The sequence below is a fragment of the Sphingopyxis sp. 550A genome, from assembly GCF_053569535.1.
The window spans coordinates 459255-482087 of the sequence record NZ_CM131615.1 but is presented as its reverse complement, the minus strand read 5'-3'; the positions used below and the strand labels follow the sequence as shown (position 1 = coordinate 482087).

Annotated in this window: 30 protein-coding genes; 18 read left to right on the top strand and 12 right to left on the bottom strand. The window is 63.5% G+C overall.

Annotated elements, in window-relative coordinates; all coding sequences use genetic code 11:
* Position 1: 1 nt before the first annotated feature.
* The 3 genes from gp17 (at position 2) to ACVENA_RS02290 (ending at position 1416) form a co-directional block, all read left to right on the top strand.
* Positions 2-421: a tail completion protein gp17 gene (gene gp17, locus ACVENA_RS02300; RefSeq protein WP_449327463.1), complete on the top strand. Its 420-nt coding sequence runs from the start codon at positions 2-4 to the stop codon at positions 419-421.
* 121 nt (positions 422-542) lie between these two features.
* A complete protein-coding gene (locus ACVENA_RS02295; protein WP_449327462.1) occupies positions 543-995 on the top strand; it encodes a phage tail tube protein in 453 nt (150 codons plus the stop codon).
* A 4-nt stretch (positions 996-999) separates the two neighbouring features.
* On the top strand, positions 1000-1416 hold the full coding sequence (locus ACVENA_RS02290; protein WP_449327461.1) for a hypothetical protein: 417 nt from the start codon (positions 1000-1002) through the stop codon (positions 1414-1416).
* A 206-nt stretch (positions 1417-1622) separates the two neighbouring features.
* Here ACVENA_RS02290 and ACVENA_RS02285 read toward each other — a convergent pair whose 3' ends face one another.
* A complete protein-coding gene (locus ACVENA_RS02285) occupies positions 1623-1829 on the bottom strand; it encodes a hypothetical protein (protein WP_449327460.1) in 207 nt (68 codons plus the stop codon).
* Between the two features lie 61 nt (positions 1830-1890).
* On the opposite strand from ACVENA_RS02285, the gene ACVENA_RS02280 reads away from it, so the two are divergent.
* From ACVENA_RS02280 to ACVENA_RS02225, 12 genes are read left to right on the top strand one after another with little or no spacing between them, the layout of a single operon-like run.
* Positions 1891-3939 (top strand): phage tail tape measure protein, encoded by a 2049-nt coding sequence (locus ACVENA_RS02280; RefSeq protein WP_449327459.1) that lies wholly within the window; start codon positions 1891-1893, stop codon positions 3937-3939.
* Positions 3936-4529 (top strand): hypothetical protein, encoded by a 594-nt coding sequence (locus tag ACVENA_RS02275; protein ID WP_449327458.1) that lies wholly within the window; start codon positions 3936-3938, stop codon positions 4527-4529. The genes ACVENA_RS02280 and ACVENA_RS02275 overlap by 4 nt, the downstream gene beginning before the upstream one ends.
* The gene (locus ACVENA_RS02270; RefSeq protein WP_449327457.1) at positions 4529-5143 is read left to right on the top strand and encodes a hypothetical protein; all 615 of its coding nucleotides are present in this window, start codon (positions 4529-4531) and stop codon (positions 5141-5143) included. Before ACVENA_RS02275 ends, ACVENA_RS02270 begins: the two co-directional genes overlap by 1 nt.
* Positions 5140-5550 (top strand): DUF6950 family protein, encoded by a 411-nt coding sequence (locus ACVENA_RS02265; RefSeq protein ID WP_449327456.1) that lies wholly within the window; start codon positions 5140-5142, stop codon positions 5548-5550. The genes ACVENA_RS02270 and ACVENA_RS02265 overlap by 4 nt, the downstream gene beginning before the upstream one ends.
* Complete coding sequence (locus tag ACVENA_RS02260; protein ID WP_449327455.1) at positions 5547-7397, top strand: hypothetical protein; 1851 nt, start codon at positions 5547-5549, stop codon at positions 7395-7397. Before ACVENA_RS02265 ends, ACVENA_RS02260 begins: the two co-directional genes overlap by 4 nt.
* Before the next feature lie 18 nt (positions 7398-7415).
* Complete coding sequence (locus ACVENA_RS02255) at positions 7416-7796, top strand: hypothetical protein (protein ID WP_449327454.1); 381 nt, start codon at positions 7416-7418, stop codon at positions 7794-7796.
* A 1-nt stretch (position 7797) separates the two neighbouring features.
* On the top strand, positions 7798-9732 hold the full coding sequence (locus ACVENA_RS02250) for a hypothetical protein (RefSeq protein WP_449327453.1): 1935 nt from the start codon (positions 7798-7800) through the stop codon (positions 9730-9732).
* 14 nt (positions 9733-9746) lie between these two features.
* Positions 9747-10010: a hypothetical protein gene (locus tag ACVENA_RS02245; RefSeq protein WP_449327452.1), complete on the top strand. Its 264-nt coding sequence runs from the start codon at positions 9747-9749 to the stop codon at positions 10008-10010.
* A gap of 45 nt (positions 10011-10055) precedes the next feature.
* Positions 10056-10400, top strand: a complete 345-nt coding sequence (locus ACVENA_RS02240) for a hypothetical protein (RefSeq protein ID WP_449327451.1) — start codon at positions 10056-10058, stop codon at positions 10398-10400.
* Positions 10397-11080: a hypothetical protein gene (locus tag ACVENA_RS02235; protein WP_449327450.1), complete on the top strand. Its 684-nt coding sequence runs from the start codon at positions 10397-10399 to the stop codon at positions 11078-11080. Before ACVENA_RS02240 ends, ACVENA_RS02235 begins: the two co-directional genes overlap by 4 nt.
* Positions 11077-11322: a DUF7940 domain-containing protein gene (locus ACVENA_RS02230; protein WP_449327449.1), complete on the top strand. Its 246-nt coding sequence runs from the start codon at positions 11077-11079 to the stop codon at positions 11320-11322. Before ACVENA_RS02235 ends, ACVENA_RS02230 begins: the two co-directional genes overlap by 4 nt.
* Positions 11315-11605 (top strand): hypothetical protein, encoded by a 291-nt coding sequence (locus ACVENA_RS02225; protein ID WP_449327448.1) that lies wholly within the window; start codon positions 11315-11317, stop codon positions 11603-11605. The genes ACVENA_RS02230 and ACVENA_RS02225 overlap by 8 nt, the downstream gene beginning before the upstream one ends.
* Positions 11606-12165: 560 nt before the next feature.
* Here the strand turns inward: ACVENA_RS02225 and ACVENA_RS02220 are convergent.
* The 6 genes from ACVENA_RS02220 to ACVENA_RS02195 all read right to left on the bottom strand — a co-directional run bounded on the left by ACVENA_RS02220 (position 12166) and on the right by ACVENA_RS02195 (position 14671).
* On the bottom strand, positions 12166-12387 hold the full coding sequence (locus tag ACVENA_RS02220) for a hypothetical protein (RefSeq protein ID WP_449327447.1): 222 nt from the start codon (positions 12385-12387) through the stop codon (positions 12166-12168).
* Positions 12377-12661 (bottom strand): hypothetical protein, encoded by a 285-nt coding sequence (locus tag ACVENA_RS02215; RefSeq protein ID WP_449327446.1) that lies wholly within the window; start codon positions 12659-12661, stop codon positions 12377-12379. Before ACVENA_RS02215 ends, ACVENA_RS02220 begins: the two co-directional genes overlap by 11 nt.
* On the bottom strand, positions 12658-13041 hold the full coding sequence (locus ACVENA_RS02210) for a helix-turn-helix domain-containing protein (protein WP_449327445.1): 384 nt from the start codon (positions 13039-13041) through the stop codon (positions 12658-12660). The genes ACVENA_RS02215 and ACVENA_RS02210 overlap by 4 nt, the downstream gene beginning before the upstream one ends.
* Positions 13041-13928: a Lar family restriction alleviation protein gene (locus tag ACVENA_RS02205; protein ID WP_449327444.1), complete on the bottom strand. Its 888-nt coding sequence runs from the start codon at positions 13926-13928 to the stop codon at positions 13041-13043. The genes ACVENA_RS02210 and ACVENA_RS02205 overlap by 1 nt, the downstream gene beginning before the upstream one ends.
* A complete protein-coding gene (locus tag ACVENA_RS02200) occupies positions 13918-14202 on the bottom strand; it encodes a hypothetical protein (protein WP_449327443.1) in 285 nt (94 codons plus the stop codon). Before ACVENA_RS02200 ends, ACVENA_RS02205 begins: the two co-directional genes overlap by 11 nt.
* Before the next feature lie 244 nt (positions 14203-14446).
* The gene (locus ACVENA_RS02195) at positions 14447-14671 is read right to left on the bottom strand and encodes a hypothetical protein (RefSeq protein ID WP_449327442.1); all 225 of its coding nucleotides are present in this window, start codon (positions 14669-14671) and stop codon (positions 14447-14449) included.
* 500 nt (positions 14672-15171) lie between these two features.
* Here ACVENA_RS02195 and ACVENA_RS02190 point away from each other — a divergent pair, with 500 nt between their 5' ends.
* The gene (locus tag ACVENA_RS02190) at positions 15172-16851 is read left to right on the top strand and encodes a putative bifunctional diguanylate cyclase/phosphodiesterase (protein ID WP_449327441.1); all 1680 of its coding nucleotides are present in this window, start codon (positions 15172-15174) and stop codon (positions 16849-16851) included.
* Here the strand turns inward: ACVENA_RS02190 and ACVENA_RS02185 are convergent.
* The 4 genes from ACVENA_RS02185 to ACVENA_RS02170 form a co-directional block, all read right to left on the bottom strand.
* A complete protein-coding gene (locus tag ACVENA_RS02185) occupies positions 16815-18029 on the bottom strand; it encodes a CCA tRNA nucleotidyltransferase (protein WP_449327440.1) in 1215 nt (404 codons plus the stop codon). The genes ACVENA_RS02190 and ACVENA_RS02185 overlap by 37 nt on opposite strands.
* Positions 18030-18039: 10 nt before the next feature.
* Positions 18040-18627, bottom strand: coding sequence for a CoA pyrophosphatase (locus ACVENA_RS02180; protein WP_449327439.1), 588 nt, complete (start codon positions 18625-18627; stop codon positions 18040-18042).
* Positions 18627-19211 (bottom strand): DUF1285 domain-containing protein, encoded by a 585-nt coding sequence (locus ACVENA_RS02175; RefSeq protein ID WP_449327438.1) that lies wholly within the window; start codon positions 19209-19211, stop codon positions 18627-18629. Before ACVENA_RS02175 ends, ACVENA_RS02180 begins: the two co-directional genes overlap by 1 nt.
* Positions 19212-19492: 281 nt before the next feature.
* Positions 19493-19978 carry a GNAT family N-acetyltransferase gene (locus tag ACVENA_RS02170; RefSeq protein WP_449327437.1) on the bottom strand — a complete coding sequence of 162 codons (486 nt, stop codon included), beginning with the start codon at positions 19976-19978 and terminating at the stop codon, positions 19493-19495.
* Between the two features lie 108 nt (positions 19979-20086).
* On the opposite strand from ACVENA_RS02170, the gene ACVENA_RS02165 reads away from it, so the two are divergent.
* Positions 20087-20458, top strand: coding sequence for a dihydroneopterin aldolase (locus tag ACVENA_RS02165; RefSeq protein WP_329627305.1), 372 nt, complete (start codon positions 20087-20089; stop codon positions 20456-20458).
* The gene (locus ACVENA_RS02160; RefSeq protein ID WP_449327436.1) at positions 20455-21216 is read left to right on the top strand and encodes an SDR family oxidoreductase; all 762 of its coding nucleotides are present in this window, start codon (positions 20455-20457) and stop codon (positions 21214-21216) included. Before ACVENA_RS02165 ends, ACVENA_RS02160 begins: the two co-directional genes overlap by 4 nt.
* Positions 21217-21334: 118 nt before the next feature.
* On the opposite strand, the gene ACVENA_RS02155 is transcribed toward ACVENA_RS02160, so the two are convergent.
* Positions 21335-22768: an NAD-dependent succinate-semialdehyde dehydrogenase gene (locus tag ACVENA_RS02155; protein ID WP_449327435.1), complete on the bottom strand. Its 1434-nt coding sequence runs from the start codon at positions 22766-22768 to the stop codon at positions 21335-21337.
* Positions 22769-22833: the final 65 nt, after the last annotated feature.

The following is a 22833-nucleotide window of genomic DNA, read 5'->3' as shown; positions in this document are numbered from 1 at the left end:
CATGGCTGACTTTGCCACTTCCTTGCGTTCGCTGCTTGTCGCTGATGCGGGGGTTGCGGGCATCGTCTCGACCCGCATCTATTGGGGCATTGTGCCGCAAACGGCGACTCTTCCTTATGTCCGGTTGTCGATCATCAGCGACGCAAGACCAGAACATTTGAAGGGCTATCTCGCCTCCCGCCGAACGCGGGTGCGCGCCAGTTGTTTTGCATCCAGTTTCGGTGCTGCGAAGCAGCTCGGGGCAAAGATCGTGAAAGCGTCTCAAACGCCGTCGTCGAACGCTGATGGGCGCATCGGCAGGATCAAGGCCGAAGGCCCCCGAACCGCGTCAGACATGCTGGACGAGGGCGGGGACACGCCCGCCGGCTACATCCATCATCAGATTGTCGACCTGATGATGGAACACAGCTTCGACGATTAGAAATTCGCGCCAGTTTGGACCGGCTGGCCGTGCAGCACTTAGGTCCGATCGTTCAACCCGAGATTCCGCGTCGTGATGACGCCGAGTCCCAGTCCCTTCGGGGCAAGATGGATTTTTCAACATGGCTGAAACGCAAAAGCCGTCCACTGGGTGGGGTGGCGAGGTCTGGCTGTCGACGGATGGAACCGAAGGCAACCTTCAGGAGCTTGTCGACGTCCGCAGCTTCACGCCGGGCAACCCGACCGCCGAGCGAGTCGAAACGACCACGCTTAAGACTCCGAACCGTCGCCGCACCTACACCAAGGGCCTGATCGACAGCGGCGAGGCGACGATCGTCCTCAATGCGCGGCGCGGTTCCGATACATATGTGCTTCTGATGGCAGCGCTGAATGAAGCGGGCGAGCGTTATATCCGCTTCAACTTCCCCGAACTCGGCGAACTCGTCTGGACGCAGGATGTCATGGGCGAAATCACCGCCGTGGATTCCGGCGAGGTCAACCCCGATGGCAACATGGAAATCACCGTGTCGATCGCGCTGGGCGAAGTGATCGCCGACGAAGCGTATGTGAGCTGATCCGATGACGAACGCGACAAAGGGCGAAACGCCGCTCCGCCTTCCGGATGGGCGAGAATATATACTCGTGCTGGATTTTGAGGCTCTTCCCGCAGCGGAGCGCCTCTATGGAGCGCCGATCGCGCAAGTTACGGTGGATGCGGGCGTCGGGTTCGTAGGCGCGCTTCGGGCGATGCTGTACGGCGCCCTGCGAAGGCATCATCCCGACATCACGCCGGAAGAGGCCGGCCAAATCTTCGCAACCGATGGCAGGGCAGCCCAGCGCGCTTTGGAAGAGGCTAGCAAGGCGGCATATCCTGATCCGACGGAGGGCGAGAAATCGGGAAACGTCCAAGCTGGGAAGAACTCTGGTCGCAATGGTGCGAATCAGGGCTCGACCCGGAAAGGTTCTGGCGGCAAACCCCGCGCACGTTCACGCTGATCGTCTCAGCTCGGCGCAAAGCGTCGAACGAGGCTACGCTTGCCAGCGCCTGGCACACCGCCAACTTCATGAGGGCCAAGAAGCTCGAACCGCTCGACAAGTTGATCAAGTCGAAGCCTGTCCGCCCATCTGACCCCGACGCTGGCGCCAAGGAATTGCGCCAGATGATCAGTCGAATGGGGAAGCGACAGGCTCGAAAGAAAAGGTCAGTCGTCGTTGGCCCGGATTCCGTCGATCGCTCTGGCGATGCAGTAAGGGATGATCGCAAAGGTGACCGCAATAAGGGCGGAAAAGTCCGGCGCTCCGGACGACATATTGCCCAACGATGCAGCAACGATCAGCCCGGCGAGTAATCCGCCCAAGATCGTCAATCCATAAAACACGTTCGACGCGCTGCGAAGAATATCAAACATCCCATTCCCCTTCATTGGGGACTGGTAGCGCAAATCACACAAAATCGAAACAGGAGGTCGCATGGCGAACAGTGTGATTGCGCGTCTGGCTGTTCATCTCGGTCTTGAAACGGCGACGTTCACGTCCGGCTCGCAGAAGGCCAAGAAAGAGGTCGGTTCGCTCGAAAAGACCATCACCAAGGCCGGGTCAGCGATCAAGGGTGCGATCGTCGGGATGCTTGGCGCCTTTGCGGTCGACCAGATCGTCCGAGTAACGGCGCGGGCGCTCGAATTTACAGCGGCGATCAAGCAACAGGCCATGGAGGCGGGGGTTACGACTGCTGCGCTCCAGCAGCTTCGGTATGCCGGCCTACAGGTCGGATTGACCAACAATCAGATCACCGATGGCCTCAAAGAACTGACCCAGAAAATCGGCGAAGCGGCGACGGGTAGCAAATCGGCAATCGCCGCATTTGACGATTACGGCGTGAGCATCCGCGATGCCAACGGCCACGTGAAAAACGCTGCCGATGTTCTGCCAGAGGTCTCGGATGCATTCAAAGCATTGAAGTCTCCCGCCGAGCAAGCCGCCTTCGCCGCCAAGCTGTTCGGCGAGGATTTGGGTCCGAAGATGGTCCCGCTGCTTAATCAGGGCAGCCGTGCGATTGATGAGTATCGGGATGCCGCTCAACAGCTTGGGCTCGTTCTCACCGATGCTCAAATTGAAAAGGCGGCCGAAGCTGAAAAGCGGATGAAGGCGCTCACGGCGGTGCTTGAAGTCAAGATCGCCAGCGCGGTTTCTGAAAACGCGGATGCAATTCTGGAACTCGCTGACGCGCTGGAAAAGCTTATAAAATTTGCGGGCGATGCCGCTAAGGCTTGGCGTTACTTTTCCAACCTTGATTGGTCGCCGAGCGCACCCGCGCTGACCACACAGTTGCAGCGTATGCAAATGCGAGACCTTGGCCCTGGCGTCGAACTGACGGATAGCGCCAAGGCAGCAATTGAAGTCCGCAAAAGCGCTGCATTTCTCCGCCCGTCTGGCGGTTCGCTTCTGATGGCGCCGCCCAAGTCGTCGCCCGCTTCTTTGTCGCAATCGCCTTGGGGGCCGCTGGTCGCACGGCCCGGCCTTACGCGCGCTGTGGGTGGCCTCGATTTCGGTGGAACCGACCTTTCAAAGGTCATGCCCGGAGCAGGTTCTGCTGGATGGATGCAGGCCGCCAACGACACATTCGGCAACATCGCCAAGCTATCGGGCGAGGTCGCCCAGAAGAATGAAGAGGCCCGCAAAGCCCTTGGTGAAATGGCTTCGGTTCACGGCCCACGCCTTGCCGACGAACTGAAGAAGCTGACGCCTGAACTCGAATCGCTGCGTGCGGCGACGCAAAATATCTTGGATCGCCTGTTCCCGGATGAGGCTGAGGTGCGTCGCTACGGCGAGGAACTGGCAACGCTTACGGCTGCGATGAAGGCGGGCCAGCTTTCGACCGAAGACTATGCCAAGGCGGTGAACGCGCTCCGTCGAGAGTTCAACGGATTTGCTGACCTGATCGCGAATAATCAGGAGATTGTGTCGACTGGCATCGGCCCGACTGTGGACGACGCGCTGGATTCCGCCAATGCGAGCTGGGATCGCTTCACGAAGAGACTGATGAACAACTCGCAGGACTCGCGGGTCGCCATCGCTCAGACCTTCGAGGGGCTGGCACAGGATGTCCTGTCATCGCTTAATAACTTATCGAATTCCATTCGCGGCGGCAGCTTTCTCGATATCTTGAGCGGCGTAATTAGCCTCGGACTTTCTCTGGGCAAGGCTGGCCTGTTCGGGAAATCGGTACAGGGAAGTCTTAATAAGATTCCGGCCTACGCAGGTGGTACGGATTGGCACCCCGGCGGGATCGCGCTCGTCGGCGAAGACGGCCCCGAATTGGTCAACATGCCTCGCGGCGCAAGCGTCACTCCGAACAATGACATCAGGGGTTTGGGTGGCAACGTCTATCATATCAGCGGCAATCTGCTGACGCCCGAGTTTTGGGCCATGATCCAGCGCGGCGACGTTGCAGCGGCGCAAGCGGGGGCGTCTGGTGGCGTCTCCCAAATCCAGCGTCGCGGTTCGCGCAGGCTGGCATGATCACCCTGCCCGACGCCGTTGTCCCGAACGGCATAGACATCGCGCTAATCGATTTTGGCGGGATATTGCGCCCCCCATTGGGTGGGCCGATCCAGCGCGTGAACCGTCTCGGCAATCGCTTCCGCGCGTCCGTGTCGCTGCCCCCGATCCCGAACGCCGAACTGGGCCGGGTTGTCGTGTCGCGGCTGATCCGGGCCAAGACCGAAGGCATTCGGTTGGAGTTGCCCCTTGCGAGCGTTGACCAAGGCTCACCGGGAAATCCTCTCATCAACGGTGCGGGTCAAACTGGCTCGGCGATCACGGTCGACGGGCTGCGACCCGGCTACGGCTATAGTGAGGGCTTCTGGCTGAACATCGTCACGGGCGGCCGGTTCTATCTCTACAACGTCGCGGGGAGCGGCAAAGCGAACGGGTCGGGGCAGGCGACAATTCCCATTGCCCCGGCCCTTCGCAAGTCCCCCGCCGATAACGATGCAATCCATCTGCAAAAGCCGATGATTGAGGGCTTTGTGATCGGCGATGAAGTCGCATGGTCAATCAGCCTCGCCCACCACATTGGCATCAGTTTCGAGATCGAGGAGGCGGCCTGATGGTTGATGTCGTCACCCTCGCCGGTCTGGTCGAAATCACCCTGCCGGATGCGACTTTGCGCTTTTGTGATGGCGCCTTCGTCATTTGGGACGCGGATACGTTCGAGGCTGAAGATGCTGACTTTGGCGTCATCGGATCCATGGAGAGTGTCGAGGAAGGAACCGGCGACGAGATACCAGCCCTTCGCATGACGTTCCTGCCCAATTCGACGGCTGCTGCCGCAACCCTTTCTCAGCCCGAATATCAGGGCTGCACGATGCGGTCGTGGATTGCGGAAGTCGATATAGACACCAACGTGGTCGTCGGAACCCCGAGCCTCGAATTTGACGGTCAGGTAGACAGCACCGACCTTGTGATCGATCGTGGATCACGCGAACTGGAAATGGACATCACGGCGCGCGCGGAACGTCTGTTCCTGATCAACGAAGCCAACACGCTCAGCCCGAGAAACCACAAGCGCTTTTTCGCGGGAGAGACGGGCGAGGACAATGCGACCGGTGTGGGCGTCGGCGTTGCTTGGGGGACCGCCCTTCCCGCGCAGACCTATGGCACCGGCTTTTCGACGGGCGCTGGTGGTGGTGGCAAACTCAATTGGGCCGATCAGTTCCGATGAACCTCGCGCAGCGGGCCGCTGTCACGCAGGCCACTTGGAACAAATATCGAGGGCGAGCCTTCGACTGGAAGGGCGCGACCTGTGTCCACGTCCTCCGCTCGCACCTCCGCGCGATGGGCCACAAGCCGCCTAAAATGCCGTCGTTCCAGTCCGCGATAGGAGCGAAACGCGCACTCAAGGCGATGGGCGCCGATGATCTTGCTGAACTAATGCGCCGCCTTGGTTTGCTGGAAATCGGTGCAGCGGAAATGATCGTCGGGGACGTAGCAATACTGCCCGGTGATGAGGGTTTTGACGCCATCGTCATTTGTGCGGGCGGAAAATTCATGGGCTGGCATGGGGCCGCTGTCGAGTTTCAGGGGATCGACGACGTGCGGCCCCACATCATCGCGGCGTTTCGCGCATGAGCAAGGTTTTGAAGACCATCGGGGCGATTGCGGGCGTCATTGCGCTCATCCCCTCGCCCATCCAGCCCATCGCTGCTGCTGTCGCTGCGGTGGCGACTATCGGCGCACAGATCACGGCCAAGAAGCCCCCGGCACAGGGTAGCGTCAATAGCATAACCGTCGACCCGAACGCGCCGTCGCCCTACATCATCGGCGAGACCTATTACGGAGGCGTCCTGCGCCACGACGTCGGTTACGGCGGCAAGGTCGGCAAGGTCCAGAATCCCTATCGCGGGATGGTGATCGACTATTCGGTGTGCGGCCCGGTGCAAGGGCTGGTTTCGATGCACGCCGATTTCGTGACGGTGCCTTTCAGCGGCTCGGCGGCGACCGGATATTATGCCGGGTTCATGTATCGCGACTATCAGTTGGGCGCGACGCCGGAATCCTCCGCGCTAACCCCGCAATGGAGCGGGATGCCCGGCTGGGGATCGTCCGCGAAACTGTCGGGCAAGGCCGCGATCCTGTGGGGCGTCAAGTTCGACAAGGACGGCAAGAAATATACATCGGGCGTGCCGCAACTCGGCGCGGTGTGGCAGGGGGTCAAGGCCTATAACCCTCGTCTCGACAGCACTTATCCCGGCGGATCGGGGTCGCAGCGGAGCAGCGACCGAACGACATGGGCCTACAGCGAATGGCCCGACGATCACGCCCTGACCTATGCGCTGGGGCATTGGTACAGCGGCAAGAAGATGTTCGGGGTCGGGCTGCCGATCGACAGCATTGATGTTGATGCCTTCGTCGCATGGGGCAATGTCTGCCGCGCCAATGGATGGAAGGTCGGCGGAGTCATCTTCGAACCCGACGACCGCTGGGCCAACCTCAAGCGCATCATGGCGGCGGGATCGGCCGAACCGATCTTCTCGGGCGGGATGCTGTCGGTCAAATATGACGCGCCGCGCGTGTCGCTCGTGACGATCACGCCCGACGATTATTCCGATGGTGCTTACCGCACCAAGGGGATGCAGACGTGGCGCGAGCGCATCAACACCATCATCCCAAAGTACCGCTCGGCCGACCACAAATGGGAATATGTCGAAAGCGACGCGATCACGTCATCGACCTATCTGGACGAGGATGGCGAAGAGAAGACCGACACCTATCAGATCGACCTTTGCCAGGACAAAGACCAAGCCGCGCAGCTCGCGGCCTACAAGCTCGTCAACGGGCGCGAGATGTTCCCGATCGAGCGGAACCTGAAACCGGAGTTTCGCTTCTACAAACCCGGAGACATGGTGACGATCGACGATCCCGAAGGCGGATTGATCGAACAGGATTGCGTCATCGTGCGGCGGTCGGTCGATCCGCAGACCTTGGCGGTGCGCTGGGTGCTGATGAGCGAGACCTCGGGCAAGCATGACTTCGCGCTCGGCAAGACGGGGACGGCCCCGCCGACGCCGACGCTGCTTGATCCCGCCGACCGTGACGATACGGCGAACATCAACAACGGATCCGATGGCGTACACAAGCTGGTCTCGCAGTCTGTCGCTTTTCCTATCACGAGCGACGATGACAGCATCAGCATTGCCGCATTTGACGGCGTCTTGGATGACGCGCGGACGATATCTTTCCCCGCCGATAGTCTTACCGGATTGGCATCAGGCACGAAATTCGGAGTGTTCTGGGACATCGCAAACGCGGAATATCTTGTCTCGGTTGATCCGTCAGAAACCGAAATGGCGTCGAACGCCTATGTGTTTCTCGGCTGGTCGTCGACTTCGACGGGAGGCGTTTTTCCGACGCCACCCTCTATTCCGCCGGGCTGGGGCGGAAACGGCGCGACGCCGATGCCGCCTCCCGGATCATAAGCACAAAGGACCATTATAATGGCAGTTCCATCGACGTGGCCGCGCGACATCGCGGCGGCGGGCGGCGCCTATTGGCCGCTGACGCTGTTCAACGACGAGCCGCTGACGATCAGCTTCACCATCAAGGATGTGGATTACAGCGGAGCGGCGTTCGAGGGGAATATCAGGGCGGCGTTCGAGGAGTCGAGCGCCGTTCTTAAGGCCTTCGACTTCTCGGCATCGCCAGTCGGGGCCGATACCCTCGTCATCGCGACGCTGGCGGAAAGCGATGTCCTTGCGCTGCGTTCGGGCGTCGATCCCGGCGCGATCGAAACCCTCTTCTATTCAATTAAGGTCACGCCGAGCGGCGGAAGCAAGCAGACGTTCTTCGCGGGCGATTTCAAGGTGATGGGGGCCTGATATGGCAGACATGGTTGCAACGATCGGGCGACCGCCGGTCGAGGTGCATTTCGGCGAAAACACGGTTGCGGCGCTTGCGGCACGGTCCGAGGCCGCCGCGTCTGCGGCAGCCGCAGCCCTGAGCGAAGCGACCGCCGAATCCGTCGCTGGTCCAACCTATCCCGATACATCAACCGGCCTCGCTGCTACGACGAACGGCCAATCCTTCGCCGTCGATAACGGCGACGGCACGGTCACGGTCTACCTGAACGACAATGGCAGCGCCGTTGCCCAGCGCACCCTCGCCACCACCGCCGCCCTCGCCTCTTCCTCTGGCGCGCTGATGGTGGGGCTTGCGGCGGGTGATAAACTTCAGGAGCGGGCGGACGGCCTGGCATTAGCCTCTGCATACGCGTTAATCGGGATCACACCCTATGAGAGTGTGACTTACATAATCGCGGGGTATCATCCTGACAGCGTTGATGGCGGCGGAATGTTCCGATGGTCGGAATCCCGCCCGAAAGCCGATCATGACGGCGTGATCGTCATCGACCCGTCGCGGCCATGGCCCGCAGACTGGGCGGTCGATGGAGATGTCGCCGCGTGGTTCACGGCGGGAGTGAGCGGAACGGGCTGTTTCGTGCGGCAAGATGTAACGACGCTGACGCCCGAGATGGCGGGGGCGTTGCCATCCCCGGCGGTTTCGACACGGCAGTTCGATGCACTCGCGGTGGCGATGCAAGTGTGTCGCAAGGCGCGTTTCAAGTCATCGGCAACGTATCGAACCGAGCGCTTTCATCCCCCGGTCCTGTCGTTCGTGGACGGGAACGCCGCGCTGATCGAGCGCAGCGCACCGTCAGGCGCGGCGTTGGTGGTAATGCTGGCGGGGTCAACCGTCGAGGACCTGAATGTCGATGGCCGATATGGCGACGGCGTCGCTTCGAGCAGCCTGCGCGAGAAGGGCATCGCTCTCTATGACAATTGCACCGCCCGTCGCTGCACGGCTCGCCGCAACTATAGTCATGGCATCGGCAACGACAGCGTCGCAATCCAGCTCGAATATGAAAATATTCTGATCGAGGATTGCTACGGCTACGAGAACGGCGCCAATCCCAATCCCGATGGCTCGGGGACAGGCGACGGCATCGCTCTGGTGAATTGCCACAACAGCAAGATCGTCCGTTCGGGCGGTGACGCCAATGCGCGGTCCGGCGTGACGGCTACCACCTATGACACGTCTACGGGGACCACCGACAATAGTTTGAGCACTGGCGTCATATTCGAGGACGTCTATGCCTACGGCAATGCATACGCCGCCGCGATCAACGCGGAGCATGTGAGCGCGCCCAAGTTTCTGCGCCCGCGCACCGATGCCGGTGTTTCGTTCAACAACAGCGAAAATGCCTATGTCGATCGCCCAGAGGCGGCCTCCATTTCCGGGACGGGCGTGGCGCACTACCCCATCATCATGTTTCCCCTGATACTGAACAGCGCGAGAGGGCATGAGCTGATTTCGCTGACCGGCAACAGCCCCACAGTGATAGGCGGGACCGTGACGGTCACGTTCGTATCTCCCACCGGATCCGTCGTGCAGATATTGCCCGCCGACCGTAAAGGCGCGGTCAGCGACCTGATCGTAATCGGCGGGAACAACGGATATCGGCTCGATGTATCCGACTTCTCGGGGCTCCGCTGCGACACCGCCGCGAATCTTGGCATTATCGAAGGGCCGTCCGGCGCGAGCCGCAACATTGCGCGCACCCAGATGCCGATCAAGCTCAAGGGCGTCCTGCGGGGCTTCGCGACAGCCGCGCCGACGACCGGCACATGGAATCGGGGCGACAGCCTGGAAAACACATCGCCAAGCGCAGCAGGCAAAACGCATTGGATTTGCACGACTGCTGGCGTCGCCGGATCAACCGCGGTCTTCAAGGCTGCTGGCGCAATCGACGCATAGGAAGGAACAGGACGATGGCCATCATTGCAGAAATTATGACTGACTTTGGCGACACGAGCGAGTGCTACATCCGTCTCAACAATATCGATGTATCGAACCATGGCCTTCCGGCGCGCGCGCTGTTCCGAGGGTTTCTTAGCAAAGAGGCTTTCGAGGATGGCAAGCACTTCGTGTGGGAACGCGAGATCGAATTTCCCGCAGACGTATCGCTGCCGATCTGGCCGCAAGCCTATGCGGCGATTGTGGCGGCCGAGACACTTGATCCGACAGAAGTATGACGGTGACCGCTCAATCCGAACTCCACACTCTGGAAGGCTGGGGCGGTGACTGACCTCGCCAACGCCGAGACGATCCGCGCGATCGTGGAGCCCACCGCGAAGGCAGCCGCGAGCGCTGCGATCAGGGACTTTGTGACGCAGCATCCTCATTTCGCGCCGCCCGACCCGAAGCCGACGATTCCGCCATCGGTGAAGTGGGCCGGGATCGTGATCAGCGCGCTTCTGACGACGGGCATATCGGGCGCGTGCTTCTGGGTGGTTTCGACTCTCAACGATTTGCAGCTCACCGTCACCCGGATCGACGAGCGGCAACAGCAGGACGACAGCAAGGCGAGGATCGGCGCGCTCGAAAAGCGCGTGCTCGTGCTTGAGCAGGAGAAGGGCAAATGACGACGCTCGCGGATCTGCAACGCCATGTGGGCGTCCCCGCCGATGGAAAGATCGGCCCGCAGACCATCGCCGCGCTGGCGAAGGCGCTTGGGATCGGGGCCAAGGCGCATGTCATGGCGGACCCCGGCGCCTTCTTCTCCAGCCTCCGCAAACTGACGGGGCCGCTCAATCAGGTGCGGGTGGATACGGTCAACGGCCTCCTCGCCAGCGCCGCGCATTGGCCCATCTCATGGTTGGCCGATGGCCTCGCGACCGCGTGGCATGAAGCGCGGCTCGAGCCGGTCGAAGAGATCGGCAAGGGGCGCGGCAAATCCTATGGCAAGATCGGCAAATATGGGCAGGCCCCTTATGGGCGCGGCCTCGTTCAAGTGACCCATGACGTGAATTACGAATGGCTCGACGCAGCGGCGGCCGAAGCCGGGCTCATCCAGAAGGGCGCGCTGCTGAAAGACTTCTCGCTCGCGCTGCGCCCCGACATTGCCGCCCTCGCTCTGGTCAAGGGCATGGAGGACGGCGCCTACACGACGAAGAAACTCGCGGATTATCTGCCCGACGAGATCGGGACCGAACCGCAGTTCGTTCAGGCGCGGCGCATCATCAACGGGACCGACCGTGCGGAGATGATCGCGGGCTACGCGTTGCATATTCAATCCAGCATTATCGCCGGGAGGTGGGCATGAAATACCTGATCGACAACGCTGGCCAGTGGTGGCGCATGTGGAGCGTTCGTCTCGCTGCCCTTGCGGGCGTCGTGGCGGCCTATCTCGCCGCGAACCCTGATCAGACGCAATCGCTGCTCGACGTGCTCCCTGACGGTCCCCTGCGCGTGCTGGCGAGCATCGGAATCGGGGTGTTCGTGTTCGGGCTGGCGACGGGCACGCGGCTCATGAGGCAGCCTGAGAAGGGAAACGGCGATGTCTAAAATCATCTCCTGGTTCACCGGCCTCGACACGACGGGCAAGTCCATCATGGCGCTGGTCGGCGTGGGCCTGATCGTCATCGGCGTGGCGACGGCGTTTCATCTCGTCGACGCGCTGACCGAAACGGCCGAGCAGAAAGGCGCTGTGACCGAACGCGCCGAAGCCCAAGGAAAGGTGATCGAGAATGTCAAAGCTGCCAAGGATGCTGGGGAGCGGTATCGCAACGATCCTGCTGAGCGCGATGCTGGCTGCCTGCTCGACGCAACAGCCCCCGAGGACTGTTAACGATCTCTGCCTGATAGACGCGCCGCTCAAATACACGCTCGTTCCGAAAGCGGAGCGCGAGGCGGCGGCGGCGGAAGGGCGGGATGTCCGCGACGACGGGAACAAGGCGGACAGTGATGTTCTGCGCGATCAGATAGGCGAGCATAATGCCCGGTGGCGGGCTATCTGCGAGGCGTCGAAATAAGCCCTAGCAGTTCGACCCACGCCCCCGGCTTCGGCTCTCCCAATATGCAGCACACGCCCCGATTGCCTTTAGGAGCGCCGTTTCCTCTGACCGACCCTCGCCAGCATAGACCGGGATCGGCGTGTCGTTCGGGTTGATGATTTGGGCGGTTGCTTCCCAGCCTGTCCCGACTGGCTCAGTGGATGTTCGCAGTTCGCAGCCGTCCGGCAGGATGTCGAGCAGCTTTTGCGCGGCGAGTTCAGGCGAGTCTGGCACGGTCAGTCTATCACGCCCAGCCATTGCAATATCCCCACCCCAAGGGCGAATATGAAGCAGCATCCGGTTGCGAACCAGATGCGCTCTCCGATTTTGATGTAGCGTTGCATACCCTCGCCTATCACCCCTGCTCGCGAAGGAGAATGGCGCGGACGGCAAGGCCGAGTCTCGACAACTCCATTCGCGACCATCCCGGAGCGACGTTAAACAAACCAAGCGAGCGCCCCTTGAAATGGTCATAGTGGAAGCGATTAACGTCATCAGGGTTCACCGCAAGCAAACCCTCACGCTGCGCGTCGCTCAGCCCGTTCGCAATCGTCTCAGCGTCCGGCTTATCGCGCATCAGGGCCTCGTTTTATCTTGGCGAGCGCCGCGAAAGCGATCTTGTTTACCTGCCGTGACACAAGGCTCTGGCCTCTGTGGGTGAGCGAGACGATGATTCCCATTGCCTCGGCCAGCGCATCCCTCTCTTCGGTAAGGCGGGCGTTCTCGGCGCGGAGGGATTCGATGACGTCGGCGGCTTCGTAGGCTGAAGTTCCGTGCTCCTGCCAGCCGGGGGTCATCGCGCCCGCCATCCAAACCGGGATAGCCCGCAGCCGTTCTACAATGTCACTCATTCCCCCGCGCTCCGGTGCTGGGCGAGAACTGATCGGGCACCGCAATCACACTTTTCATCACCGCAATAGGTGAAGCACCGCTTATGCGTCGCATCGATCACCCATCGGGGCGGGAGCGGTCGTCTGCACTCTCTACACAGTTTCGGAGGTTCGATCTTTGCCGGAGCGTCGAGCCATGCGAGCGCGTCCACAAAGCTGACGGCGTAGGCGGCGCACAGCATCACGACGATTTGGGCTGACGGGCTCTTGATCTTCCCGTTCTCAAGCTGGCTGAGATAGCCGTTGCTGATCGCGTTATTGGAAATTGCCTCGACGTCGCGCAAGGTCAGCCCAAGCGCGAGGCGGCGAGCTTTCATATTGGGGCCGAATGCCGAGGCCATCACTCGCCTCCCGCTTCGGGTTGAGCGAGGGCGGCGGCAACATGGGCGGCCCACTCCTCGCGAACCTCTTGCTCGTCGGTCGCAGACGTGCACCATCCGCAAAGACAATTTGTTCCGACATGAGTTTGAACGGGAATGCGCTGCGCCGACTGTTCGTAGAGACCCCGGATGCCTGTCGGGAAATGCTCAACTAGCGCCTCGCGCAGCCGCTCCACCTCGCCTTGGGGGGCGGAGAGGGCGGCGCGGCGCGGAGCGGGCTCATAAGTAATGCCATCGCGCGGCCCGGTCGGACCGTTCGGGTGTGAATGCTTGATTGCTTCGTCGAGCGTGAAGCGGCCCGCATCATCCTTGCAGAGGGTGTAACCTTGCGCGTGCGGCCGATACCAATAGCCGTTTTTGCGGATCAGATACTCGCCGCCCTCAACCGCATCCTCCCCCTCCCCATTGCTGCGGCCCTCACAAGGCGGGTGGGCGTAAAGCGGGGTTTCGGTCCAGCCTGCGGCCATGTCGGCATCGGTCAGACAGGCGGCTCCGTGGCGGTAAAGTTCTACCTCCATCTCGCCCTCCGCAGCGTTTTCATGAAGCAGCGCGACAGGGCTATCGTCATTGCTGCGGCCCTCGCCTGAATGGGCGGTGCGGGTGTTCCATGCGGTGATGGCGAGTTCGCGCGTCTGGTGGCCGAACATGCCGCGATTGGAGATGCCGCATTTGACGCAATTGACGAAGAACGACTCCCTTATCTCCGTGCCGTCAGCCCACCAAGCTTCATGCCCCTTACTATAGCTGCATATCCCGTTAGGATTTGCGTCTCCGGCCCCGCAAAACGGGCACGGTTCCAAGGCCTGCGTTACAGTCTGATCGTTGGTCATTGGGGCTTCATCCTTCATGGGAGTGGTTCCTTGCTTTGAGGGCGCGGAGGCGCTCGAGCGTCCGCACGCGGCTGCGCGGGCCGATGAAGTTGTGAGGCATCCGCGATCCCTTGTGCCCGAACGGGGCGTTCGGCGGGAACCATATCCAAGAACCCGGCGTGCGGCCGTTGAGACCAAGGCGCGTGACCTTCCTGACGTGCCAGCCGAACACTTGAGCGACCTCTTCGTTCAGCCCGCGGTCAAATGCGCCATCCGCCTCTATCCGTTCGATCAATGAGGATAGGTTGGTCATGGCTTGATCTCCGGTGGTGGGGGAAGCGGGTGCCAGTGCGTAGGCGGGAACGGAATATCGATGCGCCGCTGATAGACCGGCCATTCGACATCCGTGCCGCGACACCAATCAACCCACATGACGGTCTCCCACGCGTCGCATTCCGGCAGGTTGTGGGTGACGCAAACGAGGACGTCTGTTCCGTCCCTCGGCGCCGTCTCGATTGGCTGCCATTCCCCGCGCGGGGTAGATAGGTCTGGGGTGGCTACCATGGGAAATAGTCCTCTCCGGCCTTCCCAGCCTTTACGCGGCCCGGCTTCACCTGAATGACGATCTCATGCGTCTTGGCGCATTCGTGACAGAGCGCGAACACCCGGTGGCCGTCATAGGTGTATGAACCGTCCGGCTGATCCTCGAAGTTCATGTTCGCGTCGTAGAACGTTTTGCGCTCGCCGCAGCGGTCGCAGGCGTGATAATCACAGAAGGCCATCACGCACCTCCGAGCATAGTGGGGGCGACCGGAGCCCAGCATATTTGAGTGAGATAATGCGAAGATACGCGTTGGACGCGGCCCTGTCTTTCCAGCCTCTCCAATCGGCGCCGGACTTGCGCTGTCGATACTCGCCAGCCCATCGAGCGCATTCTGTTGGCGACCACGTAGGTCATCTCGCTCGGTCCCCACGCTGTCAGGGCGGTGATGATAGCTTCATCGCCGGGATCGTCTTGCAAGGCGGATTTCGGGCGGGCAGTAGAATCAATAGCCATGACGAACCAATCCTTCGTTCTTGGTCAGAGCCGGGTGCGATTGCCGTCGCATTCCGGCTCGTTTCGTTTTTCGCTTTACCGCTAAGTCATTGAGGCTACGCTGGGGCGTTTTCCGCTTCCATTCGTCGCAAACAGCGCGTTTCCACTGTTTACCGTTAGTCCCTTCTTTACTTCCGCTCCTTTAGGCAACGACCAATGGGGAAAGGTCGCTTAAAACCCACTCTTATGCCTATCGATAGAACCGGCGAAGACCGGCCATCCTTGTTCGTCGGCTGGATCGACGCCCTGCCCGTTCCGGCGGCGCTGATCCGCCCGCTGTCGCGCGGCAACTTCAGCCTGCACGCGAGCAATGCCGCGTTCGACAAGCTCGATTTGTCACCCGCCGGCGTGAACGCTCCCATCGAGCTACGCCGCGCGATCGAACGCGCGCCGCAGGAAGTCGGCAGCGCGCAGGAATTTTCGTGCCGCCTCGGCAAGGGCGTCGCGGCGCGTGACCTGCGCGGCTCGATCGGTCCGCTGCCCGGCGAAGACGGCGACACCGGCCTGTTCCTGCTGACGCTGATCGACCGCACGCAGGAAATGATGACCGAGCGCAATTTGCGCCGCGAACTTGTCTCCGACAGCCTGACCGGCCTGCCTAATCGCGCCGGCTTCGAAGAACTCGTCGAGCAGCGCAGCGATGGCGAGGCGAGCGGCGACCACGCGATCCTGCTGCTCGACCTCGCGCGCTTTTCGCGCATCAACGAACATATCGGGCCGATGGCGGGCGACGAACTGATCATCACCGTCGCGCGCCGCCTGAAATCGAGCCTGCGCAGCGGCGACATATTGGCGCGCACCGGCGGCGACGAATTCGCCATCTCGTCGCGCGTTCCCGGCGGCAAGGCCGACGTGCGCGAAATGGCGCGCCGCATCCGCGGCTGCTTCGACCATCCGTTCCGCATCGGCGAACTGAAGGTCAGCGTCGACTGCGCGATCGGCTGCGCGATCCAGCCCGGCATCGACACCGACATCGCCGACCAGATCCGACACGCGCAGATCGCGCTGAAACGCGCCAAACGCACCGACCGCATCGAAATCTACGAGCCCGAGGCGGCGATCCTGTCCGACAATCGCTTCGGGCTCGAAACCGAACTGAGAAGCGCGATCGAGGAGGATCGGCTCCACCTCGAATTTCAGCCGCTGGTCGAGCTGGCGACCGGCACCGTCGCAGGGTTCGAGGCGCTCGCGCGCTGGAACACCAGCGACGGGCTGTCGATCCCGCCGACCGAATTCATTCCCATCGCCGAGGATTCGGGGCTCATCGTCCCGCTCGGCCAATGGGCGATCGGCAAGGCGGCGGCGACGCTCGCCGACTGGGACCGGGCGAACGGCGGCCAGTCGGTCGATTGCTATATCTCGGTCAACGTCTCGGCGATCCAACTCGTGCGCGACGATGTCGCGGCGGTGGTGCGCGACGCGCTCGCCGCCAATGCGATCGGCGGCGAGCGGCTGATGATCGAGCTCACCGAAAGCGCGATCATCGGCGATCCCGACCTCGCGCTGTCGGTGCTCAGCGAACTCAAGGCGCTCGAAGCACGCGTTGCGATGGACGATTTCGGCACCGGCTATTCGAACCTCGCCTATCTCCAGCGCCTGCCGCTCGACGTGCTCAAGATCGACCGCAGCTTCGTCGACCATATGGTCGAGGATCGCGACAAGGCGGCAATCGTCCGCACGATCCAGAGCCTGGCCGAGGTGCTGGGGATGCGGACGACGGCGGAAGGCGTCGAGACCGCCGACCAGGCACGGCTGCTTTCGGCGCTCGGCTGCGACTTCGGGCAGGGTTTTCTGTTCGCGCGGCCGATGGAGGCCGAGGCGGCGCTCACCTATTGGCGCGGCGCGCTGGAGCGGCCGATCATCTGATCGACGATCGCGCCGACGCGCGCGGCATCGGGATAATCCTCCGTCACCCACTGCGCCTCGACCGCGCGCAGGATACGGGCGACCTCGGGGCCCGCGGCCACGCCGCGCGCGATGAGGTCGCCGCCCTTGATCGGCAGCAGCGGCACCTCCCAGTCATCCAGCGCCGCCACCGCCGTCTGGGCGTCGGACGGGTTCGCCGCGAACAGCCAGGCGTCGCGCGCCGCCTCGATCCCGATGCCATGGGCGAGTTGCCGCGCGGGGCTGAGCACGCCGCGATGCGCCGCGACCGCGCCCATATGCTTGCGCTGCCGCGTCGACAGCCGGAGCCGGCTCGCGACCTGTTCGACGGGAACGGCTTCGGCAGGAAGCAGCGCGACGAGGCGGCGCAGCGGCGCGGGAGCGATCGCAGCAGCGGCCTCGTTGGCGAGCAGCCGGTCGAGCGTGCCGGCAAAAGCTTCGTCGAGTTCGGGCAGGATCACCGCGAAGATGCCGTCGGCGGCCATCTGCCCTCCGATGGCGCGCGGGTCGGGCAAGGACAATATCTTCAGCAATTCGTCGGCGACGCGCTCGCGCGACAGGCTCTTGAGCGACTGGCGCGCCGCGACGACCGCGGCATGGCTGGCGGGCTCCAGTTCGCCGCGTCCAAAGCGCGCCGCGAAGCGATAGAAGCGCAGGATGCGCAGATGATCCTCGGCGATGCGCGTCGCCGCGTCGCCGATGAAGCGCACGCAGCCGGCCTTCAGATCGGCAATGCCGCCGAACCAGTCGTCGACCGCGCCGCCGTCGGGATCGGCGTAAAGGGCGTTGATCGTGAAGTCGCGCCGCGACGCATCCTCGCACCAGTCGCCCGCAAAAGCGATCGTCGCGCGGCGCCCGTCGGTGGCGACGTCGCGGCGCAGTGTCGTGATCTCGTGCCGCTCGCCGCTTGCGATCGCGGTGACGGTGCCGTGCGCGATGCCGGTCGGAATGACCTTGACATCGGCGGCTTCAAGGCGTGCGGTCACCTCCTCCGGCAACAGCGGCGTCGCGAGGTCGATGTCGGTCACCGAATGCCCGAGCAGCGTGTCGCGCACCGCGCCGCCAACGACCTTGACCGCGCCGCCGTCGGCGCGCAGCGCCGCGACGATCCGCCGCAGGCCGGGCGCGGTGCGCCACGCCGCGGCGGGCAGCTTCGTCATCCCCGGCACCTTACCGGTGCCAGCCCGGCGGCAGCCGCCGCGCGAGGTTGATGATGATATCGGCCGTCACGCCCCAGATCCGTCGTCCCTGCCAGTCCATGTCGTAATAATGGCGGTCCTGCCCCTGCCAATTGGCATGGTGCAACTGATAATTGCCGGGGTCGAACAGGATGTCGAGCGGCACTTCGAACCACGCCTCGACCTCGTCGGGATTGGGATCGAGCGGCAGGTCGGGCGGGATCACGCCGAGCACCGGGGTGATATGATAGCCGCTGCCCGAACGATAGGCGTCGGTCGCCCCCGCAATCGCCACGTCACGGCGATGAAGCCCGATCTCCTCCTCGGCCTCGCGCAGCGCCGCATCGACGACGTCGCGATCGCCGGGATCGACCTTGCCGCCCGGAAAGGCGACCTGCCCCGCATGGCTGCGCAGCCATTGCGGCCGCTGGGTCAGGATCACGCCCGGGTCAGCCCGGTCGGTGAAGGCGATCAGCACCGCGGCATCGCGCAGGCTCTGACCGTGGAGCAGATAGCCCTCGTCCGATCCGGAATCGGGGAGCAGATTGTCGAGCGCGACGCGCAATTTCTCCGACAGCATCAGGCGTCCACCAGCGGAAAGCACGCACCGTTCGACCAGATCGCGGGCGGCTCCGCGCCCTCCGCGAGCGCCATCTCGACGATCTCGTAATAAAGCGCGCGGTCGATCCGCGCTTCGAGTCCGTTGCCGAGCGCCCCGCGCACATGCAGGCGCGGGTCGGGGGCGTCGGGATCGCTTCCGAAACGCAGCGGGTGGTCGGGGCCCGCCATCACCAGATCGTCGGTGTCGAGCCGAAAGACGAGCTTACGCATTTGCCCTTCGCCCTCGCTCTTCATCTCGACCGCGCGGAACGGCATATCCTCGACCGCGATGCTGAGCTTTTCGGCGGGGGTGACGAGGACATGGCCGCCATCGGGCTCGCGCCGCAGGATCGTCGAGAAGAGCCTGACCATCGCGGGCCGGTTGATCCGCCCGCCCTCGTGATACCAGCTCCCGTCGGCGCGAATCTCCATCGCGCTGTCGCCGCTGCGTTCGGGGTGCCATTGCTCGACCGGGGGCAGTTTGCACGCCGCGAGCAGTTCGGCGGCTTCGGTGAGCGAGAGCTGCGAGAAATCCTTGGGAAGCGAAGGCGCGGGGCTGACCATGGAACCGACATAGGGGGATAGGCGATCGGTGCAAGTCCGACCGCGTAAGCGATTCGCGCAAAGGCCGCAGAGCGCGCAGAGAAGCAAAGAAATTCACGCGGAGACGCGGAGGCGCGGAGATTATGGCTCGGGCCGACAGGCCCCTTCATACTCCGCCCCGTCGCGATTCCAGACAGGTCGCAGGAGAAGGCCGCTTCGCGGCGGGCGCCATCTCTCCGCGCCTCCGCGTCTCCGCGTCAACCAAATCTCTGCGCGCTCTGCGGCCTCCGCGCGAATCTTCTCTAGCGCGGCCCGATCGTCCCCGCCAACGTCGGCAGCCCATGGCCATTCACCACCCGCGCCAGCAGGCGCTGCCGCTCGAACGGTCCCGGCAAGTCCCACGCCCCTGTCGCCTCGGCCGTGAAATCGAAGAAGCGGCCGTAATATTCGGGATCGCCGATCATCATCAGCGCGCTGTCGGCGCAGGTCTCCGCCGCCGCTAGCATATGCGCCATCAGCGCGCGGCCGTGGCCGCCGCGCTGGACGTCGGGACGCACCGCGACCGGGCCGACCATGACGAGCGGCGTCACCGTGCCATCGGCGGTGCGATGCGCGACCGGCCAGCACTGGATCGTGCCGATCAGCCCATCGCCTTCGACGAGCGCGAAGCTGAGGTCGGGCACCGCTTCCGCCCCGGCGCGGATGCGATAGGCGGTTCGTCCAAAGCGGTCCGATCCGAAAGCGGCGTCGAGGAGCGCCTCGACCGCCTGCGGTTCGATATCGGACAATGGAAGTAACTCGACCAACGCACACCCTTTCGCTAATGCGGCGGCGCTTTAGGGTCCGGGGTCGGCGATGAAAAGCCGAATATCGGTCTCGCCGAACAGGAATGTCTTGTGACCGATACATTGTGGCTGGAAGTGGACGGGCTGACCGTCCAGGTGCTCACCGGCATCTACTCCGAAGAAACGCACCTGCCGCAGCCGCTGCGCATCTCGGTGCGCGCGAAGCTGGCGATCGCCGATCATTATGATCCGACGACCCCGCTCAGCCGCTCGAAAAATTACATGCACCTCAAATTCGCGGCGACCGACGGCATCCCCAAGGATGTCCATTTCGTGCTGATCGAAAGCGTCGCCGACCATATCATCGACACCCTCTTCCTGCAGGACGACAAGGTCGAGGAGATCGAGGTCAAGATCGTCAAGCTGGCGATCGCCGAGGAAGGCGAGGAGATTGGGATCACGATGCGGCGCGCTCGGAAATGACGCAAAAGCTGGCGCTGGTCACCGGCGGGCTCCACCGCGTCGGCGCCGCCATCGCGGCGCGGCTGGCACGCGAGGGCTATGCGCTGGCGCTGCACAAGCGGACCGAGGCGGCCGCCGATCCGGTGCTGGCGGAGGCACTCACCGAGACTGGGACCGACCATCGCAGCTTCGCCGCCGACCTCGCCGATCCGGCCGCGGTCGACGCGCTGATCCCCGCGGTAGTCGAAGCCTTCGGCCGCGCCCCCGACCTGCTCGTCAACAACGCCGCCTTGTTCGCCGAGGGCGAATGGCCCGACCTGTCGGCAGCGGCGCTGGCCGAGATGCTGCAGGTCAACCTGTCGGCGCCGGTGATGCTCGCCAAAGCGCTCGTCGCGGCGAGTGACAGCGCGCGGCCGGCGATCGTCAACATCGTCGACCAGCGCGTCGCGCAGCCGGTCCCCGACCAGATCGCCTACAGCCTGTCGAAATCGGCGCTGTGGCAGGCGACCGCGACGCTCGCGGTCGCCTTCGGAAACCGCGCGCGCGTCAACGCCGTCGCGCCGGGACTGACGATGGCAACCGACGATTATTCGGACGCGCAGGTCGAGCGGCTCGCGAAGCGGATGCCGCTCGGCGCGCTGCCGACGCCCGCACAGATCGCCGACGCAGTCGTCTATCTGGCGCGCGCCGAGGCGGTGACCGGGCAGACTATCTTCGTCGATTGCGGCGCGCATCTGGCACCGATGGGGCGCGATTTCGTGGCGCTGGAGCGCGATTGAGCGCAACAATTCCTTTGTGCGTCCCCGCGAAGGCGGGGACCCATCTCCGGTGGGTTAAAACCGGCACCGGCGTGTGATGAACCCCCGCCTTCGCGGGGGCACACCAGCTTAAAACATATCAGTAGATATGCACCGCCTTGGTCACCAGATACCCATCCAGCCCCTCCGGTCCGCTCTCGCTGCCGAAGCCCGATTCCTTGATCCCCCCGAACGGCATGTCGCTCGCCGAGATGACGAAGCTGTTGATCCCGACCATGCCGCTTTCGATGCCGTCGGCGACGCGGTTGATGCGGCGGCCGTTCTCGGTGAAGGCGAAGGCGGCGAGACCGTAGGGCAGCCGGTTCGCCTGCTCGAGCGCCTCTTCCTCGGTGCCGAACGGACGGATCAGCGCCATCGGGCCGAAGGGTTCATTGTTCATCGCATCGGCGTCGAGCGGCACGTCGGCTAGCGCGGTCGGCTGGAAGAAATAGCCGGCACCGGTCGCCTCGCCGCCCGCGATCACCCGCGCGCCCTTCGCGGTCGCATCGGCGATCATCGCCTCCAAAGCCGGGGCGCGGCGCGCGTTGGCGAGCGGACCCATCTGGGTATCGGGGTCGAGCCCGCTGCCGACGCGGACCTTCTTCGTGCGTTCCGCAAAGCCCGCGACGAAGGCGTCGTAGATGCCCTGCTGGACATAGAAGCGCGTCGGCGACACGCAGACCTGTCCCGCGTTGCGGAACTTCTGCGCGACGACGCGGTCGAGCGTGGCTTCGAGGTCGCAATCGTCGAAGATCAGCACCGGGGCGTGGCCGCCGAGTTCCATCGTGATCCGCTGCACGCGATCGGCGGCGAGCTTCATCAGATGCTTGCCCACCACGGTCGAGCCGGTGAAGCTGACCTTGCGGATCACTTCGCTGCCGAGCAGATGGCGGCTGATCATGTCGGGATTGCCGTAGACGAGTTGCACGACGTCGCCGGGGATTCCCGCGTCGGCGATGCAGCGCATGATCGCGCTGGTGCAGCCCGGCGTCTCCTCGGGCGCCTTGGCGATCACGACGCAGCCCGCGGCGAGCGCGGGAGCGATCTTCTTGACCATCAGGTTGACCGGGAAGTTCCACGGGCTGAACGCCGCGACCGGGCCGACCGGCTGCTTCAGCACCATCGCGCGCTGGCCGGCGGGTCGCTGAACGACGCGCCCCTCGATGCGTTTCCCCTCTTCGGCGAAATAGGCGAAGAGCGCCGCCGCCGACAGCACCTCGCCGCGCGCTTCGGCGATCGGCTTGCCCTGTTCGAGCGTCAGCAACATCGCGATCCGGTCGGCGCGCTCGCGGATCAGCCCCGCCGCCTTGTGCATCAGTGCCGCGCGCTCGTCGGGAGTTTTCGCGCGCCACACCGGCCAACCGCGCGCCGCCGCGGCAAGCGCTTCGTCGAGGTCAGCCGCGGTCGCGACCGGCAGCTCGGCGATCGTAGCCGCGGTCGCAGGATTGAACACCGGCCGTTCCTCGCGCCCCTCGCCGCTCCGCCACGCTCCGTCGATGAAAAGCTGGAGGTCGGCGTCGTAGGTCGCGGTCATGGGCGGGGCTCCGTTCTGGTCATAGTCATTGCGAGGAGCGAAGCGACGAAGCAATCTCCAGCCAT

Bases quoted from the DNA above. Each gene is read 5' to 3' on its own strand.
- gp17 (WP_449327463.1), top strand. From the start codon at position 2: ATGGCTGACTTTGCCACTTCCTTGCGTTCGCTGCTTGTCGCTGATGCG.
- ACVENA_RS02295 (WP_449327462.1), top strand. From the start codon at position 543: ATGGCTGAAACGCAAAAGCCGTCCACTGGGTGGGGTGGCGAGGTCTGG.
- ACVENA_RS02290 (WP_449327461.1), top strand. From the start codon at position 1,000: ATGACGAACGCGACAAAGGGCGAAACGCCGCTCCGCCTTCCGGATGGG.
- ACVENA_RS02285 (WP_449327460.1), bottom strand. From the start codon at position 1,829: ATGTTTGATATTCTTCGCAGCGCGTCGAACGTGTTTTATGGATTGACG.
- ACVENA_RS02280 (WP_449327459.1), top strand. From the start codon at position 1,891: ATGGCGAACAGTGTGATTGCGCGTCTGGCTGTTCATCTCGGTCTTGAA.
- ACVENA_RS02275 (WP_449327458.1), top strand. From the start codon at position 3,936: ATGATCACCCTGCCCGACGCCGTTGTCCCGAACGGCATAGACATCGCG.
- ACVENA_RS02270 (WP_449327457.1), top strand. From the start codon at position 4,529: ATGGTTGATGTCGTCACCCTCGCCGGTCTGGTCGAAATCACCCTGCCG.
- ACVENA_RS02265 (WP_449327456.1), top strand. From the start codon at position 5,140: ATGAACCTCGCGCAGCGGGCCGCTGTCACGCAGGCCACTTGGAACAAA.
- ACVENA_RS02260 (WP_449327455.1), top strand. From the start codon at position 5,547: ATGAGCAAGGTTTTGAAGACCATCGGGGCGATTGCGGGCGTCATTGCG.
- ACVENA_RS02255 (WP_449327454.1), top strand. From the start codon at position 7,416: ATGGCAGTTCCATCGACGTGGCCGCGCGACATCGCGGCGGCGGGCGGC.
- ACVENA_RS02250 (WP_449327453.1), top strand. From the start codon at position 7,798: ATGGCAGACATGGTTGCAACGATCGGGCGACCGCCGGTCGAGGTGCAT.
- ACVENA_RS02245 (WP_449327452.1), top strand. From the start codon at position 9,747: ATGGCCATCATTGCAGAAATTATGACTGACTTTGGCGACACGAGCGAG.
- ACVENA_RS02235 (WP_449327450.1), top strand. From the start codon at position 10,397: ATGACGACGCTCGCGGATCTGCAACGCCATGTGGGCGTCCCCGCCGAT.
- ACVENA_RS02230 (WP_449327449.1), top strand. From the start codon at position 11,077: ATGAAATACCTGATCGACAACGCTGGCCAGTGGTGGCGCATGTGGAGC.
- ACVENA_RS02225 (WP_449327448.1), top strand. From the start codon at position 11,315: ATGTCTAAAATCATCTCCTGGTTCACCGGCCTCGACACGACGGGCAAG.
- ACVENA_RS02220 (WP_449327447.1), bottom strand. From the start codon at position 12,387: ATGCGCGATAAGCCGGACGCTGAGACGATTGCGAACGGGCTGAGCGAC.
- ACVENA_RS02215 (WP_449327446.1), bottom strand. From the start codon at position 12,661: ATGAGTGACATTGTAGAACGGCTGCGGGCTATCCCGGTTTGGATGGCG.
- ACVENA_RS02210 (WP_449327445.1), bottom strand. From the start codon at position 13,041: ATGGCCTCGGCATTCGGCCCCAATATGAAAGCTCGCCGCCTCGCGCTT.
- ACVENA_RS02205 (WP_449327444.1), bottom strand. From the start codon at position 13,928: ATGAAGGATGAAGCCCCAATGACCAACGATCAGACTGTAACGCAGGCC.
- ACVENA_RS02200 (WP_449327443.1), bottom strand. From the start codon at position 14,202: ATGACCAACCTATCCTCATTGATCGAACGGATAGAGGCGGATGGCGCA.
- ACVENA_RS02195 (WP_449327442.1), bottom strand. From the start codon at position 14,671: ATGGCCTTCTGTGATTATCACGCCTGCGACCGCTGCGGCGAGCGCAAA.
- ACVENA_RS02190 (WP_449327441.1), top strand. From the start codon at position 15,172: ATGCCTATCGATAGAACCGGCGAAGACCGGCCATCCTTGTTCGTCGGC.
- ACVENA_RS02185 (WP_449327440.1), bottom strand. From the start codon at position 18,029: ATGACGAAGCTGCCCGCCGCGGCGTGGCGCACCGCGCCCGGCCTGCGG.
- ACVENA_RS02180 (WP_449327439.1), bottom strand. From the start codon at position 18,627: ATGCTGTCGGAGAAATTGCGCGTCGCGCTCGACAATCTGCTCCCCGAT.
- ACVENA_RS02175 (WP_449327438.1), bottom strand. From the start codon at position 19,211: ATGGTCAGCCCCGCGCCTTCGCTTCCCAAGGATTTCTCGCAGCTCTCG.
- ACVENA_RS02160 (WP_449327436.1), top strand. From the start codon at position 20,455: ATGACGCAAAAGCTGGCGCTGGTCACCGGCGGGCTCCACCGCGTCGGC.
- ACVENA_RS02155 (WP_449327435.1), bottom strand. From the start codon at position 22,768: ATGACCGCGACCTACGACGCCGACCTCCAGCTTTTCATCGACGGAGCG.